The 13,969-nt window shown below is 51.0% G+C and carries 16 protein-coding genes and 2 pseudogenes; 8 read left to right on the top strand and 10 right to left on the bottom strand.

The features are described from left to right. Positions 1–6: 6 nt before the first annotated feature. Both D5066_RS18860 and D5066_RS18865 read right to left on the bottom strand, forming a co-directional pair. Positions 7–780, bottom strand: a complete 774-nt coding sequence (locus D5066_RS18860; protein ID WP_119916883.1) for an SDR family NAD(P)-dependent oxidoreductase — start codon at positions 778–780, stop codon at positions 7–9. A gap of 65 nt (positions 781–845) precedes the next feature. Continuing rightward, a complete protein-coding gene (locus D5066_RS18865; RefSeq protein ID WP_442876317.1) occupies positions 846–1,091 on the bottom strand; it encodes a DsbA family oxidoreductase in 246 nt (81 codons plus the stop codon). On the opposite strand from D5066_RS18865, the pseudogene D5066_RS23160 reads away from it, so the two are divergent. Beyond that, a pseudogene (locus D5066_RS23160) lies at positions 1,045–1,299 on the top strand (EamA family transporter); the annotation flags it as partial. The gene D5066_RS18865 and the pseudogene D5066_RS23160 sit on opposite strands and share 47 nt — an antisense overlap. Here D5066_RS23160 and D5066_RS18875 read toward each other — a convergent pair. After that, on the bottom strand, positions 1,223–1,651 hold the full coding sequence (locus D5066_RS18875) for a PTS sugar transporter subunit IIA (protein WP_239619753.1): 429 nt from the start codon (positions 1,649–1,651) through the stop codon (positions 1,223–1,225). The pseudogene D5066_RS23160 and the gene D5066_RS18875 overlap by 77 nt on opposite strands. A 449-nt stretch (positions 1,652–2,100) precedes the next feature. Next, on the bottom strand, positions 2,101–3,069 hold the full coding sequence (locus D5066_RS18880) for a sugar-binding transcriptional regulator (protein WP_114268498.1): 969 nt from the start codon (positions 3,067–3,069) through the stop codon (positions 2,101–2,103). Positions 3,070–3,446: 377 nt separating this feature from the next. On the opposite strand from D5066_RS18880, the gene D5066_RS18885 reads away from it, so the two are divergent. Next, positions 3,447–4,742, top strand: coding sequence for an MFS transporter (locus D5066_RS18885; RefSeq protein ID WP_244288155.1), 1,296 nt, complete (start codon positions 3,447–3,449; stop codon positions 4,740–4,742). A 428-nt stretch (positions 4,743–5,170) separates the two neighbouring features. On the opposite strand, the gene D5066_RS18890 is transcribed toward D5066_RS18885, so the two are convergent. Beyond that, a complete protein-coding gene (locus D5066_RS18890) occupies positions 5,171–6,049 on the bottom strand; it encodes a LysR family transcriptional regulator (RefSeq protein WP_024906930.1) in 879 nt (292 codons plus the stop codon). Between the two features lie 104 nt (positions 6,050–6,153). Between D5066_RS18890 and eamB the strand changes: the two genes are divergently transcribed. Continuing rightward, on the top strand, positions 6,154–6,741 hold the full coding sequence (gene eamB / locus D5066_RS18895) for a cysteine/O-acetylserine transporter (protein ID WP_024906929.1): 588 nt from the start codon (positions 6,154–6,156) through the stop codon (positions 6,739–6,741). A 99-nt stretch (positions 6,742–6,840) separates the two neighbouring features. On the opposite strand, the gene D5066_RS18900 is transcribed toward eamB, so the two are convergent. Together D5066_RS18900 and D5066_RS18905 are read right to left on the bottom strand one after the other, a co-directional pair. Then, complete coding sequence (locus tag D5066_RS18900; RefSeq protein WP_024906928.1) at positions 6,841–7,851, bottom strand: aldo/keto reductase; 1,011 nt, start codon at positions 7,849–7,851, stop codon at positions 6,841–6,843. 110 nt (positions 7,852–7,961) lie between these two features. Then, on the bottom strand, positions 7,962–8,363 hold the full coding sequence (locus tag D5066_RS18905; protein WP_024906927.1) for a MarR family winged helix-turn-helix transcriptional regulator: 402 nt from the start codon (positions 8,361–8,363) through the stop codon (positions 7,962–7,964). Positions 8,364–8,600: 237 nt separating this feature from the next. Between D5066_RS18905 and D5066_RS18910 the strand changes: the two genes are divergently transcribed. Next, positions 8,601–9,989, top strand: a complete 1,389-nt coding sequence (locus tag D5066_RS18910) for an MFS transporter (protein WP_052259185.1) — start codon at positions 8,601–8,603, stop codon at positions 9,987–9,989. A gap of 173 nt (positions 9,990–10,162) precedes the next feature. On the opposite strand, the gene D5066_RS18915 is transcribed toward D5066_RS18910, so the two are convergent. From D5066_RS18915 to D5066_RS18925, 3 genes are read right to left on the bottom strand one after another with little or no spacing between them, the layout of a single operon-like run. Then, positions 10,163–10,498 carry a protein secretion chaperonin CsaA gene (locus D5066_RS18915; RefSeq protein ID WP_119916884.1) on the bottom strand — a complete coding sequence of 112 codons (336 nt, stop codon included), beginning with the start codon at positions 10,496–10,498 and terminating at the stop codon, positions 10,163–10,165. Beyond that, a complete protein-coding gene (locus tag D5066_RS18920) occupies positions 10,495–11,451 on the bottom strand; it encodes a DMT family transporter (protein WP_119916885.1) in 957 nt (318 codons plus the stop codon). Before D5066_RS18920 ends, D5066_RS18915 begins: the two co-directional genes overlap by 4 nt. Further along, positions 11,451–12,038, bottom strand: coding sequence for a TetR/AcrR family transcriptional regulator (locus tag D5066_RS18925; protein ID WP_119916886.1), 588 nt, complete (start codon positions 12,036–12,038; stop codon positions 11,451–11,453). Before D5066_RS18925 ends, D5066_RS18920 begins: the two co-directional genes overlap by 1 nt. Before the next feature lie 356 nt (positions 12,039–12,394). On the opposite strand from D5066_RS18925, the gene D5066_RS18930 reads away from it, so the two are divergent. From D5066_RS18930 to D5066_RS18940, 4 genes and pseudogenes are all read left to right on the top strand, one after another. Next, positions 12,395–12,661 (top strand): type II toxin-antitoxin system TacA family antitoxin, encoded by a 267-nt coding sequence (locus D5066_RS18930; RefSeq protein WP_039025113.1) that lies wholly within the window; start codon positions 12,395–12,397, stop codon positions 12,659–12,661. Continuing rightward, positions 12,649–13,134 carry a GNAT family N-acetyltransferase gene (locus tag D5066_RS18935; RefSeq protein WP_039025114.1) on the top strand — a complete coding sequence of 162 codons (486 nt, stop codon included), beginning with the start codon at positions 12,649–12,651 and terminating at the stop codon, positions 13,132–13,134. Before D5066_RS18930 ends, D5066_RS18935 begins: the two co-directional genes overlap by 13 nt. A gap of 282 nt (positions 13,135–13,416) precedes the next feature. Next, positions 13,417–13,566, top strand: a pseudogene (locus D5066_RS23165) (DUF5431 family protein); the annotation flags it as partial. Continuing rightward, a complete protein-coding gene (locus D5066_RS18940) occupies positions 13,514–13,633 on the top strand; it encodes a type I toxin-antitoxin system Hok family toxin (RefSeq protein WP_223230179.1) in 120 nt (39 codons plus the stop codon). The pseudogene D5066_RS23165 and the gene D5066_RS18940, both read left to right, overlap by 53 nt. Positions 13,634–13,969 lie beyond the last annotated feature (336 nt).

The following is a 13,969-nucleotide window of genomic DNA, read 5'->3' on the forward strand; positions in this document are numbered from 1 at the left end:
GTAAAATTAACGACGTACGGCCATAATACCTGCATCCACGTCCCAGATAGCACCGGTCACCCAGGCTGCCTTGTCCGACAGCAGGAACAGGATAGTATTTGCCACATCTTCCGGCATGCCCACGCGGCCCAGCGGATGGAAATCACTCATCGCCTTCATTGCATCAGCAATATCTTCTTTGGCCATGAATCCTTCGTATATTGGCGTCTGCACAATACCCGGAGAAACGGCATTCACACGGATACCCGCGCTGGCCAGTTCAATCGCCAGGTTGCGCGTCAGCGCATGCAGGCCGGCTTTTGCCATCGAGTAGGCAGAAGCGGGAGAATCACCCAGCGCAGCCTGCGCGCCAATTGAGCCGACGTTCACTATGGCACCTTCGCGTTTGTCGGCCAGCATGTTCTTCACCACGTCCTGCGTGATAAAGAAAGTGGCTCGGTTCAGCGACAGGTAGCTGTCGTAGTCTGCGGCATTGTGCTCGGTAAAGCTTTTCGGGATAAAGATACCCGCGGCATTTACCATCAGGCTGATGTCGCGGTGATGCGCATTGATTTCCTCACGAATGACATTCATCCCCTCTTCGGTCATCAGGTTTGCCGTAATGACCGACACCGGGCCAAGCGGGCTCAGTTCTTTCTGAACGGCGTCAGCTTTATCCTTTCTGCTGCCCGTCAGGACCACGCTGCCGCCGGCTTTCAGCACCATGCGCGCCGTTTCAAGACCCATACCGCTGGTGCCGCCTACGACCAGAAGCTTTTTACCGCTAAAAAAATCGCTCATATGTGACTCCATTATTTACTGGTGGTGTTCAGCCGGCACATAAACGGCCGGCAGGTGTCGGGTAATCAGATGCAGCCGCCGCCGGTGCCGCAGGCCTGACCGGCAGTTACGGTCATTTCCTCCTGCTTTTCATCCCAGACCTGGCGCAGCGCACTGAGGAAATTTTCCGAAGCCTGGGCGCCGCTGATGGCATATTTCTGGTTCAGCAGGAAAAGCGGCACGCCGCTGACGCCGATTGATCGGGCGCTGCTCTCATCATCCGTTACCGGGGCCGGGGCATTACTGCTGTTTGGTGTTGTCCAGCTGGCCATGGTTATTTACGGCCTTTTTCATGGGGACAGACTTTCCCCTGGCAGAGCTGCAGGCCTTGTTATTGCCTCCTGCGGATTGCTGATGCTGCTCCTGCCCGGCGCCACTGCGCCGAAGCCGGGCAGTGCGCTGATCATGGCGCTGGCCGGGCTGGCCTGGGCAGCCTATACCCTTGCCGGAAAAAAAATGCCTGATGCCACAGCGTCAACAGGGATTTCAACAGCTGCAACTGATTAGACGGGTTGGTAACCACTAAATTGATGACAAGTCGTACCGGTAATTTATCATCGCCATCAGCCTGACCGACTTCAACGGGCTCAGGCAGACGAATAATGTAAACAGAAGGTGTGTTGGCATGCGTACTGTCACAGTGCGGGATCGCCACAGAATAGCCATCAAGCAAAATACCCGTCGGGTACATGGCTTCACGCTCGCGTAGTGCCTCCAGATAGGTATCCTTCACTGTCCCCGCAGCATTCTGCCGTTCATGAATATGCTGCAGCACCTCGTCATAACTTTTGAAGTCGCCGCCATCGGTGACGCTGATAAGTACTGTATCCATAACTTCTCCCAGTAGCTTAATTTTGCTCAAGTGAGCACATACATATATACATATGAGCATTTATTGCATGCCGGTGTTTTGCGGAAACAAGCAGAGAGCAAAAGTTATAGGTCGATCACAGTAATAAACAAGAGAGCGAAATATATAATGCTCATATGAGCGCATGGCTGAATACCATATGACCATTTATTTATATCAACTGACTGAATTAAAAAGGAATATATCTGTTTACGGCTGATTAGCTGTTTCGCATGGTATCTTTGCGAAAGCGCCTGAAATCACGGAGTGGTAATTCAGCGGATGTCCTGACAACTGCAGGCGTAATGAACGGAAATCTGATTGTATGGGCTTTTCGCGAATTTGAGCCACTGTCGCTGCGTCATGAAATTTCAAAGGGGGGCGCCGGCAGTGCCCCGTATTGAAAGAGAGACCGGTGTTTTCCTGGCTTATCAGGAGTTGACCAGCTTTACAGCTGTATCAAAGTCGGTGATCAGCACATCAAGAAGGCCTGACTTAAGAGAGGCTACGATACCTTCATACTTCTGCTCTCCTCCCGCCACGCCAATCACTGTTTTCGCACTTCGCAGTTGCTCAGTGGAAATACCGAATCCCAGCCGGCTTATCGGGCTGTCAAGGATCTCTCCTTTGCTGTTGACGAGCGTGATGCAAACATCAGCCGCGATGTCATCACGGAAAAGTGGTGTCTGCCATTCTTCGGGAAAAATGTCACACAGGCTTGACGAGCCGGTTTTCCAGGCGCCAATACCAGTAATAACAACGTCCAGGCACGAATAATACTGTTGGGTGTCAACCACTGCAGGATCGCTGGCCAGTTTTTCTGCCAGATTTTCATCATCCACCCACATGGGGACATACATGGGATGTGCCTTTCCCTGAGAGATAGCTGCCAGCCGGTGTATCAGGTCTATCGGACCCTGACTGAATTCAATACCCGGATGTACGCCTGAAAGCTGCACAATATCTAAAGCAGGGAGGCTGGTCAGCTGACTCACGGTACTGGACAGAACGCGCCCCCAGGCAATACCCACCTTCATACCCCCTGTCAGGTAATTGCCCAGGTAGCTGGCTGTGATACCACCCAGCTTCTCATTTAGTTCTTCCTGGCTGTTCCAGGATTCTGATACAGAAAGCACGACGGCTTTTTGCAGGCCGTATTTCTCGCAGATATTATGAGCCACTTCTTCATCAAGCATCTGCTGTTTGGGAAAAAGAAACTTAACGTATTCCTGCTCGATCGCCTCATCGATCAGGCGCGCGGCCTTGAATCGTGAGATCTCGAGTTCTTCGGCAATTTCTGTTTTGGTCTTCATCTCAACAAAATAACGGCGAACGACCAGAGAATAGATGTAGCGGGGGTCATAACCTGACCAGCGGCTGTTTTTTATACGTTTAGGCATGGCGAATTCCTTTTTAATCGAAAGGAAATATCACAAAGGTTAACCTGTTGCCCCTGATTTTAATCAAAAGAGTACACTTTTTTACGCTCGTTTGGTATTTACTGGAGTGCTTTCTTACTGCTGTGTGATGGGCAACACGCATACTGTACTTGGTTGGTAAAGCTGGCTGGCATTATACCTGCGCGTACGGCTGCCACAGGTACACGTTAGAGCCGGTATCCATGATAAAGGTTTGAAAACAGGTTGCCCGAAATGACCTTTCTTGAGTAAAGCAGTACCGCACGGGCAGTATGAATGTAGCTTCTTCACCAGGCTGGTTTTTTTACATGGTTCATCGATTCATGGTTCATCGATTAAGGTAAGAAGTGTTTTGCACAATGTATATCCGGCAATCAGATACGGCCTATAGCCCTTCTGTCACCGCCAGGTTACAGAAATCACAGGCGCTAATTTCGGTAAAACGATTAATGAATATCAGCAAAAAGTCTTCCCGGGAACTTCATAAATCATCTGCTACTCCTGAAGGGGAAAAGTCCAGGTCGTTCATCAGATGGCTTCTTTCATCAGCTTTCCTGAGCTTTCCACAGGCAGCTGGTCCCATTGCATTCTCATTGCTTGCACTCAGTATCACAGGCGACAGCAGAGGCGGAGCAGCGATGATCCTTGCCATGACGATTGCTCAGGTTATTGGCGTGATCCCGTTTACACGCCTGGGCAACCGCTTTAACTCGGTCACTTACTTCCAGCTTCTGACGCTGACTCGTTCTATGGCTTTACTCTGCATAGTACTGGCATCATGGTATAAATTGCCTGTTACGGTATTAGTCATACTTGCCAGTCTGGCCGGACTGGTAAATGGTGCAGCTCAGGGGTATTTAAGGGTGATATTAAACCACGTGGTTAACGCAAACCGTTTACCACGTGGGCTGGGTATGGCCGCGACTCTGAATGAGATGGTTTTTGTTCTGGCTCCCGTGGCCGCATCAGGACTGGGAAGCATCTCCCCGGTGTTTTCTCTGCTCGTCATTACCGCTCTGGGTATACTTCCCGTTGTTCTCATTCCCCGGCTTAATATCCGGAGCTCCCCTGCCGTGGTTAAAACCAGGCAAAGAGCACTGACAAGACCGGTTGCTTTGGTGCTTATATGCTCTACTGCAGCTGAAGCAACCGTCGCAGCCGTTGAGATAGGTGCTGTGGCGTTAGCCCTGAACTTTCGGTATGAGCCATTTTATGCCATTTTTTTCACCGTTCCCCTGTGCCTTGCCTCTGTCATGGGAGGAGTCTGGGTCAGTATCCGCAACCGGATGTCTGCACCCGGCACAGTACTTTTACATCTGTGTCTGATGATGCTAGGGGCTTTGATGGTTACTGTTAATTTCTCCGTCATTACAACCATTGTGGGTGTGATGTGTATTGGCTCTGTCATTGCCCCACTTGGAACACATTTTTCGCTTGTACTTGATGAAATGTCTCCTCCGCATCTGAAAGCCGAAGTCTTCGCCTTACTGCGAACCTCCAATGCCATGGGTGTGATATTTGCGAGTGCCCTTCTGACTGTGACATCGCTGTCATTATCACTGTTAATAACTACGATTTTTATTGGGATAGTCGCTTCAGGAATGGCTGTTGCAGTGCTGGGTAAGAAAAGCGTGATTGAGACTGATTGTGAATAACACCTCAAACAGTAGGGCTTGTTGCTTAATCAAAGACACAACACAGTTAAGATAGTTATCAGAAGATTAGTAGGAGTAAGCCGAAAAATGGCTGTCTTATTAAGCTTACATAAAAGCATTTTTACGCTTCTGGCACGAAACAGACCAGTGTACTGCAAGGTCCGCTATGAGCGAACAGCGGAAGTTCGCATTTGTCATAACAGCCGGGATCCATGACTAAAATTGGCATCTGATAATCAACCGGAAGCAGGTCAGAGCACGCCGCGCATACCTGAAAATGAAAGGCAAAATTGACCTAGTGTCATCAGCCGTACCTGGACTTCCGGGGAGCCGGCCCAACGTGACATCCTTTGGCCGTTAATCATTGTCAGCCCTGTCTACTGCTAAAACCGACAGGGCAATCCTGCAAAGCAATACGAGGGCAGCGATCAGGCATCCAGACTCTCCCGTAAGGACTGAATAAACAGCTCCATTGCTGGCGTAATGACCTTACCTGAGTGATGAGCACACACTGCAGAAAGGGTTTCAGGGCGTGGTGACAGAGGAAGTTCTTGCAACAGTCCGGCACGCAGCTCTTTCTCCACCGTGAATCGCGGTAAGTACGTCACGCCTGTATTAGCCATCACGCACTGCTTAATGCTTTCAATGCTGATGAGTTCAATGGTGGAGTCAATCGTTATTTTTCTTTGTCTGAGGACAGATTCAAACATCAGACGGAATACACATTGTTTTTCATTAATAATGAAACTAACGGGGATATGCTGATTTCCCCGAGTGAAATCAACCAGTGCTAATTCGGGAGAGGCAACGAGCACGAGAGGATGTTCGCCATAGTTTTCCATAATGAGAGAAGCATCATTGCCCACACGATAGAAAATCCCCAAATCAATTTCATTGGCCAGCAAGCTGTCACGGATTGTATAACAGTTCTGGGATTGCAGAGACAGCAACACATTCGGCGCTCTTTTCTTAAAACTCTTCAGCACCTGCGGGATCTTGTAGGAGAGCAGCGTCTCGCCCACGGCAAGGCGCAATTCACCTTCCGGTTCATCGTTTCGCTGGACAGCCTGCTTAATGCTATTTATAACGACCATCATTTCATGAATATGGGGCATCATATTCCTGGCGGCATCCGTTGGCACCATGCGGCGACCAATTTTTTCAAACAGCTGAACGCCGTATTCGGCCTCAAGTTGTCTGATCTGAAATGTAACCGTTGACTGCGTACAGCAAAGTTTACTGGCTGCTTTGGCAAACGATCCTTCTTCCAGAATGGTCCTGAGGGTTAACAAACGACGTAAGTCCAAGATTGTCTCCTGTGAAGTATTCATAATGTTGAATCATGAATGCGAAAACATTCAATATTTTTTCTTATTGGCATCCTCTAAATTAAAAAAAAAGAGGAGTTATTATGTCACTTTCAATTGCTGGCGCTTTTCTGGCTTATACTTTCATCACTGCACTTACTCCAGGTCCTAATAACATTCTGGCTCTGAGCTGCGTGCATACTCACGGGTTTCATAAAAGCCTACGTCCACTGGCTGGCATGGGGGCTGGATTTCTCATTATTATGCTCCTGTGCGCCTTATTTACCGTGGCGATAACCCGGACACTGCCTTCCGTAACCCACTGGCTGACCTGGTTAGGCGTGATTTATATTCTCTGGCTGGCACTGAAAATAGCCCGAAGCCAGCCTGCAAATAACACCCGTTCTGACGTCCCACTGAGCTTCAGAACCAGTTTTTTACTGCAGTTTGCGAATGTAAAAATCATCCTTTATGGAGTAACGGCGCTCTCTACTTTCGTCATTCCCTATACCAGCAGTCAGGTCTGGATTATTCTGATCAGCGTTCTGCTGGCTTTGATCGGTGTTTTTGGCAACCTCTGCTGGGCGGCAGCAGGACACCTTTTTCAGGCGCTTCTTCGCCAGCACGGTCGCCTGGTCAATAGGATCCTTGCAGGGGCACTGGTACTGGTCGCAGTGGATATGTTGTTGTGAAACACATACAGTTCGCTTGATCCTGTTCCCGTCATTTCAGTCGGATAAACTGACAACAGTTCTGATGTCAGTTTATCCCCCAGGGCTATAGCCCTAATGTTATGCCACGGGTTTACCCGGTATAACATGCCCCAGTAATGCCTGCACGGGGGCAGTTTTAATGTCATTGTCAAACTGGCTGACGCTGTTCAGCCTGTCGATTTGTGCCTCTGTGAGATTCGCCCCTGAAAACCCCACATTACTGACGTACTGCGCCTGGGTCCGGGGGCCAATAATAGGGATACATTCCTGTGCAGCAACCCAGGCAATAGCTACCTGGTCCGGGCTTGCCCCGTTTTCAGTGGCTATAGCCAGAACCTCGTCAAGAATGGCGCTCCGCTGTTCGTTGTTTTCCGCCTGGAATACCTTTCCGCCCATCCCTTCTGCCCTGCCTTTTTCACCGGCGCGGTATTTGCCTGTGAGCATTCCACCGCCCAGCGGGGACCAGGTTATGGGTGTTATCTGCAGCGCCTGACAGGCTTTCAGCATGTCACGTTCGGGCTGACGTGAAACCAGACTGTACTGGAACTGAGAGGCGACAATCGGCACCGCGCGAGACAGCTCGGCAAGCGTTGCTGCGCGTGCCAGCCGCCAGGCCGAAAAATTGGACAAACCGGCGTAAAGAATTTTTCCGGCTCTGGACAGATCTTCAAGCCCCCGTACCAGTTCTTCTGACGGCGTAATATCGTCAGGATGATGAACCCAGTATAAATCGATACGATCGGTTTTAAGCCGCTTCAGACTCGACTCCACCGAAGACACCATCGCCCGGCGACTGTTGCCTGTAACCAGCCCGCCAGCTGCTTTAGATGCGCCGCTCGAATATTTTGTCGCAAGAAAGAAATTCTCTCTGCGTCCCTGAAGGAGGGCCCCCAGAAACTCTTCTGATTCACCGAACTGATACACATCAGCCGTATCTATAAAGTTACCGCCATCCTCTGCAAAAGCATCTAAAATCGCCCGACTTTCGTCTAACGATGCGCCGTATCCCCACCGCATGCCAAAATTTGCCGTTCCCAGGGCTACTGAAGATACTCGAACGCCTGTATTGCCAAGGATCTGATATTTCACATTGTCACCTCTTGCTTATGTTTATGATTTACCATGTCTTTGAAGGAGACCCGGATTAGCGGGTATATGCCCATATATCATCTTATTCTTTTACGCTGACAACCTGCAATTCAGATTTGGTGAAAAATGTTCTGCAGCGCCATGACGTTGTCCGCGCCAAGACGTTCTTCAATGATGTGCTGGCAGCGCTGCCAGGACGGAAACGCGTCTCTGATAAGCGCTTCACCTTCAGGGGTGATAGAGACCTGCTGCTGCCTTTTGTCCATACCATCACGGTCAACCTGCAACCACCCCTGACGCGCCAGAACGGTGACGTTTCGTCCTACCGTAGAACGATCCAGCCCGGCGATATCACCGAGCCGGGTAAGGCTTACGGGATTATTGTTTATCACCAGCCTCATCAACGAATACTGAGCAATATTGATGCCATAGGCATCCAGCTCGGCATCGTAAATCGCGGTCATCTTACGTGTGAAATCACGCAGATTTTTACAGTAGCAGGGAGAACTCATATCCAGTGCCCATATCAAGATCAGATAACAAAAGGGATTTAAGAGCGTATACCCGCATTAGATCTGAGTCCAGAATGCGACACCGGAAAATAAACATTTGATGCAGTGACTCCCTGGGTGAACCCGAAGGTTTATTGATCTGCTGGAAAGCGTTGACGCTGATCGTAATATGTGGGTATATACACGTATATTGTTATACCCGTAGTCAGCGGACAGCGCTTTGTTCAGAGAGGAAACATGGCCATTAATTCATCAACCATAGCATCGAGTTCACCGTCACGTATTCACCCGGCTGGCCTGCTTTCAATCGGGCTGGGCAGCATCCTGAGCTCACTGGACTTATTTGTCGTCAATCTTGCCTTCCCGTCGATCAGCCGAAGTTTTCCCGAACACCCCGAGGCCACACTGTCACTGATTCTGACGATCTTCTCAGTCTGTTTTGCCTCCACTCTGGTGCTGAGCGGCCGTTTTGCTGACCGGTACGGCCGACGGACTATTTTCTCGGTAGGTCTGGCCCTGTTTGGTCTGTCGAGCCTGCTCTGCGGGCTGGCGCCCACGCTCTGGATACTCATCGCCGCGCGGGCAATACAGGGGGTTGCTGCGGCCATGCTCATCCCGACAAGCCTTGGGCTACTACTGGGTGCATATCCTCAGGAGAAGCATAAGCAGATGATCGGGTTCTGGGCAGCCACCGGCTCGGTTGCGGCCGCGGCGGGCCCTGTCCTGGGTGGCTTTCTGGTTCAGGCGGACTGGCATCTGATTTTCTTCATCAACGTGCCCATCGTGATTGGGGCTCTCATCTGTACCCGATACCTGAAAGAAAGTGCACCGCATACCGGGCCTGCCCCCGATATTGCTGGAAGCGTACTCCTGACGTCAGGAATAGCTCTCCTCACCGCCACCATAGCTCATACTTCGGAATGGGCCACCCACAAAGCCGCTATTTTCGCGGGAAGTATGGGAGCCATCGTCGTTCTGACGGTATTTGTGTACCACTGCCTGAAATCCTCCCGTCCTCTTCTCGACCTGAGTCTGTTCCATTCCCGGGCTTTCACAACGGCAACAATAGGCATGGGATGTTTTTATATGAGTTTTGCCGTTATGTTACTTGGCGGCACGATGTTTCTGACCCAGGCATGGCACCTGACCGCCGCACAGGCAGGTCTTGCTTTTGCTGCGGGACCCGGCACCGCCGTTGTCGCCTCGCTGCTTATCGGGAGGGTAAAGGCCACTCCACAGAACCTTGCTGTCGCAGGTTCCGTACTGTACTTCCTGAGTGGACTCTGGTGGTTTTTAACGCTCAGCGACCATACCGATAATGCCTGGTTACTGAACTATTTGCCCGGACTGATTATGACCGGACTCGGTGCGGGTATCGCGCAGACGGGCTTTATGGCAGGTGCGGTTTCCGGGCTTCCGGCCCATATGTATTCGACAGGAACAGGGCTGATCAACACCTCACGCCAGATTGGTGCGGCGATCGGCGTTGCGCTTTTTGTTGCTCTAAGCGGTAAAGCTGCTGCACCCGAATCCTTCCATGCAGCCTGGCTGCTGATGAGCCTGTGTGGCCTTATTGCGGCGCTGTCGGCGAATTACCTGCGCCGCAAAATTTCCCCGAAAAAGTAAATGCCTCAGCAACACGGGAGCAAGTCAATGTCCGCTCCTGGCACAAAGCGGACATATTTACTCGAAGCTAACGGAAGCCTTTTCTTACCCCTATCTGGCTTTATCTGTCGGTGAGGTTGAAGGAAAGCGGTGATCTATAACTTCAGCACACCGCCATATAAAGTCGCCAGGTTTCAGAAAACGCACTCACCGTTACTGACGCGCTTTTCTGTTGTCAGCGGTATGGTCCCGCCTGAACCGTCAGACACACCAAGTACCAGCACCTCTGACTTTTCAGGTCCCATCTTCATGGTACCCAGATTGATGATGCAGATTACCTGTGTTCCCTGCAGTTCTCCGGCTTCATAGTTTGTATACGCTCCGCATGACACCCGGGTTCCCAGCTCGGGTCCAAGGTCAATCGTCATCCGCCACGTGGGCTTGGATGTTTTACTCTCCTCAACTCTGATAATGGTACCGGCACGCATATCGAGAGCCGAAAATGAGTCAAATGAGGCTTTATCTTTCATAATTCTTTCCTTTCTGAGATTTCAAAATTTTCTTTTCGTTGCAGGAACAGACTGAAACGTAACTTTTCGGCCGGAACGGTAATGATCCCAAGACACGCAATTATCAGACCGACGCCTGCCCATCCGTAAGGCGGCAGCCTTTCACCAACGAGCACAACGGCCAGCAGCGCGGCTATAACCGGCTCCAGCAGAGTGATCGTGGTTGCCATACTGGCCGGAATGCGCGCAAGCCCGTAGCCATAGCAGACATAACCCAGAAACATCGGAACCAGCGCCATATAAATACCGACGGCGGCGTTGTTCCATGCCATCAGGAGCGGTGCTCCCGTCATCAGCAGTACAGGCAAAAGCAGAATACCGCCTGCACCAAATGTGACGCCCATCGCGGCCCGGGAAGCCACCCCGGCCTGCATTAACCGTCGCGCTGACCACGAGTAAAAGGCATAGGTGAAGCCGGCTAGCAGGCCCAGAAAAACCCCCGTCGTAGAATGGTCATTTGCGGTACTGTTTTCGCTGCTTTCTGCCAGGCAGAGCAGAACCATGCCCGCAACGCCAACGCCCGCTCCGCACATCCACCGCTTGGTCAGTCGGAGACCGTCAAGGCGGCATTCAATCAGGGCAGATAGGATTGGTGCAGAGCCGATGGTAATAACCGTGCCAACCGTAACACCGGCGTAACGCATTGAGGCATAAAAAGCGAGAGGGTAAACCGCCACCGCCACTGCTCCGGTCAGCAGGAAATGCCAGTTCCGAGTTATCAGAACGCGCTGGCGGATGATGGGAGCTGCAGCGATAAGCCCCTGTAGCAGGCCACCAATACCCATAACGACCGCCCCTACGGCCAGTGGGCTGAGCCCGGGGGCATAAGTCGCAGCTGTGCCGGTCGTTCCCCAGAGAATAGCTGCGATAAGCACACCCGCCCTGCCGCCAAGGCGTGTTTCCGAAGAAAGCATCAGTACGCCTCCATCATCTGCTCGGCAATGTTGCCGGCCTGCGTCACGCAGTCACTATTACCTTCAAGTCCGGCCCGTGAAATGCTTCCTTCCAGCAGGAAGGCAAAATGTCTTGCCATACTGCGTGCGCTTTCAGCCTTTCCGTTCATCAGCTCAGTCAGATGCGCAGCCAGGATCGCTTCCACTTCCTCTTTGTGCTCCCGAACGGCCTGACGGCCCGGTGCCCCGGCGGGAAGTTCTGCCGCCGCGTTCAGCAGGCCGCAGCCGCGAAAACCGTTCTCATAGGCATATTCAGCATGGTCTTCATAAGCAGAGAAAACGGCCATTACCCGCTCTCTGGGCGTCATGGCAGCTTCCAGCCTGTTTTTATATAAAGAAAGCCATTCTTCATGGCGAACCCTAAGATAGGCCGCCACCAGTTCGTCTTTGGATGCAAAGTTGTTGTACAGGCTTTTTTTAGCAACGCCGGCTCGTTTCACAATGGCATCAATCCCCGTGCCATTAATGCCATGATTGTAAAAAAGGACGCGTGCAGCACTGAGCAATTTTTCGTAGGCGGTTTCAGAACCTGCAGATAAAGATGTCATGATCAGCCTCTTTCGGTCATTTGTAGGTAGACCAGTCTACCTACAAAATAGGCTGAAGCAACAAAAGTCTGCATTTATCACAGGCTTTGTGACCCTAAATAAGCTGGTCTGGCGAACAGAATCCGGTAAATAAGGCAATTATATATGCCGCGTCAGCAGCAAAGTGGCCCCAGCCAGCATTACATATCATCAGGAAGCTAACATCCGGCATGTTTAGATACGCGAATAAATGTCCGCTTCTGGCACAAAGCGGAAATCAGTATTTAAAAAATGAAAACCACAACTTGATGTATAGCGTTTGCTATACGTGATGGTTATGCTATTCTTGTAAAGTAAATGCTATACAGGGGTGTCTCATGAAATCAGATGTTCAACTTAACCTTAGAGCCAAGGAATCGCAGCGGGCGCTTATTGATGCAGCTGCGGAAATCCTTCACAAGTCACGTACAGATTTCATTCTGGAAATGGCCTGTCAGGCTGCCGAGAATGTGATCCTCGACCGCCGTGTATTTAACTTTAACGATGAGCAATATGCGGAGTTCATCGATATGCTTGATGCACCCGTTACAGATGATCCCGTTATCGAGAAACTGCTGGCAAGGAAACCTCAGTGGGACGTGTAACAGCACCAGAACCTCTGTCAGCTTTTCATCAGGTGGCTGAGTTCGTCAGCGGTGAGGCTGTGCTCGATGACTGGTTAAAGCAGAAGGGCCTTAAAAACCAGGCTCTCGGAGCGGCCAGAACGTTTGTAGTGTGTAAGAAAGACACAAAGCAAGTATCCGGTTTTTACTCTCTGGCCACCGGGAGCGTCAACCATACAGAAGCGACAGGCAATCTTCGGCGTAACATGCCAGATCCCATCCCTGTTATCATACTTGCCCGTCTTGCAGTCGATCTCTCTTTTCGCGGAAAAGGGCTTGGCGCTGATTTACTTCATGATGCAGTGCTTCGTTGCTATCGGGTTGCCGAGAATATTGGTGTACGTGCAATTATGGTTCACGCACTCACTGAAGAAGCTAAAAATTTCTACATTCACCATGGTTTCAAACCATCACAAACTCAGCAACGGACATTATTTCTTAAACTCCCTCAATAAACGCGAAGACTATTACGCTCAAACCGATACGAGCGAGAATCGGATGGCGCGTCTAATGTTAATTCAGTAGAAATGCTTCACGAAAGAAGATGACGAACGGTTATTGATGAGACTGTAAGGCGTAAGGAAGGAAGCGGTGGGATGGATAATCCGACTGTGGAAAATGTTATTGAGTTATAGCCATAAACAAAAAAGAGCCCATATATTAAATGGACTCTTTCTCTGATGCCTCGGTTAATCTGTCCAACTTATTGGGGTCAGTACACCCACGAGGCCACCTGTATGCCTAGACAACATCAGGATAGCCTCTTAGATGCCGCAAGGCAAGGAGAAGAAGGCCATGAAACTGCCGCGAAACACCCTGCTCTGGTGCGTATTAATAGTGTGTCTCACACTGCTGATATTCACTTACCTGACACGGAAATCGCTCTGCGAAATCCGGTACAGGGACACGGACAGGGAGGTGGCAGCTTTTATGGCTTACGAATCCGCTAAGTAGCTAACCCCGGCGGGGGGAAACCCCCGCCATTCAGGGGCTGAGACTGTGTGGACATGCCTGAAGCGCCTTTATGAAGGGGTTGCCGGTTTACCGGTAGCCCCTTTTTCCTTCCTGACGCGACCGCACGCCTGAACTTCCGGGAAGGGCTGTTCCCCTGCGGGGAACGGGGGAAGGGGGACGCGCCTTCGGCGCTGCCCCTCTGCTCCCTCCGCCTTGTCCACACTCCAGCCTTTCCTGCCTGATTTTGCTGAAGTCAGAACGCTATGAGTTACCTGCCTGTGCCTGGCTTCAGCCTGGTTTTCCCTGTGTTCTTCATCCCGGGCGTCATATCCGGCG

The sequence above is a fragment of the Enterobacter chuandaensis genome (genome assembly GCF_003594915.1).
Lineage (GTDB): Bacteria > Pseudomonadota > Gammaproteobacteria > Enterobacterales > Enterobacteriaceae > Enterobacter > Enterobacter chuandaensis.

Coding starts and splice junctions, on each gene's coding strand:
- D5066_RS18925 (WP_119916886.1), bottom strand. CDS start 12,038: ATGACATCTTTATCTGCAGGTTCTGAAACCGCCTACGAAAAATTGCTC.
- eamB (WP_024906929.1), top strand. CDS start 6,154: ATGTCACTTTCAATTGCTGGCGCTTTTCTGGCTTATACTTTCATCACT.
- D5066_RS18910 (WP_052259185.1), top strand. CDS start 8,601: ATGGCCATTAATTCATCAACCATAGCATCGAGTTCACCGTCACGTATT.
- D5066_RS18865 (WP_442876317.1), bottom strand. CDS start 1,091: ATGGCCAGCTGGACAACACCAAACAGCAGTAATGCCCCGGCCCCGGTA.
- D5066_RS18920 (WP_119916885.1), bottom strand. CDS start 11,451: ATGCTTTCTTCGGAAACACGCCTTGGCGGCAGGGCGGGTGTGCTTATC.
- D5066_RS18880 (WP_114268498.1), bottom strand. CDS start 3,069: ATGCCTAAACGTATAAAAAACAGCCGCTGGTCAGGTTATGACCCCCGC.
- D5066_RS18930 (WP_039025113.1), top strand. CDS start 12,395: ATGAAATCAGATGTTCAACTTAACCTTAGAGCCAAGGAATCGCAGCGG.
- D5066_RS18915 (WP_119916884.1), bottom strand. CDS start 10,498: ATGAAAGATAAAGCCTCATTTGACTCATTTTCGGCTCTCGATATGCGT.
- D5066_RS18885 (WP_244288155.1), top strand. CDS start 3,447: ATGTATATCCGGCAATCAGATACGGCCTATAGCCCTTCTGTCACCGCC.
- D5066_RS18905 (WP_024906927.1), bottom strand. CDS start 8,363: ATGAGTTCTCCCTGCTACTGTAAAAATCTGCGTGATTTCACACGTAAG.
- D5066_RS18860 (WP_119916883.1), bottom strand. CDS start 780: ATGAGCGATTTTTTTAGCGGTAAAAAGCTTCTGGTCGTAGGCGGCACC.
- D5066_RS18875 (WP_239619753.1), bottom strand. CDS start 1,651: ATGGATACAGTACTTATCAGCGTCACCGATGGCGGCGACTTCAAAAGT.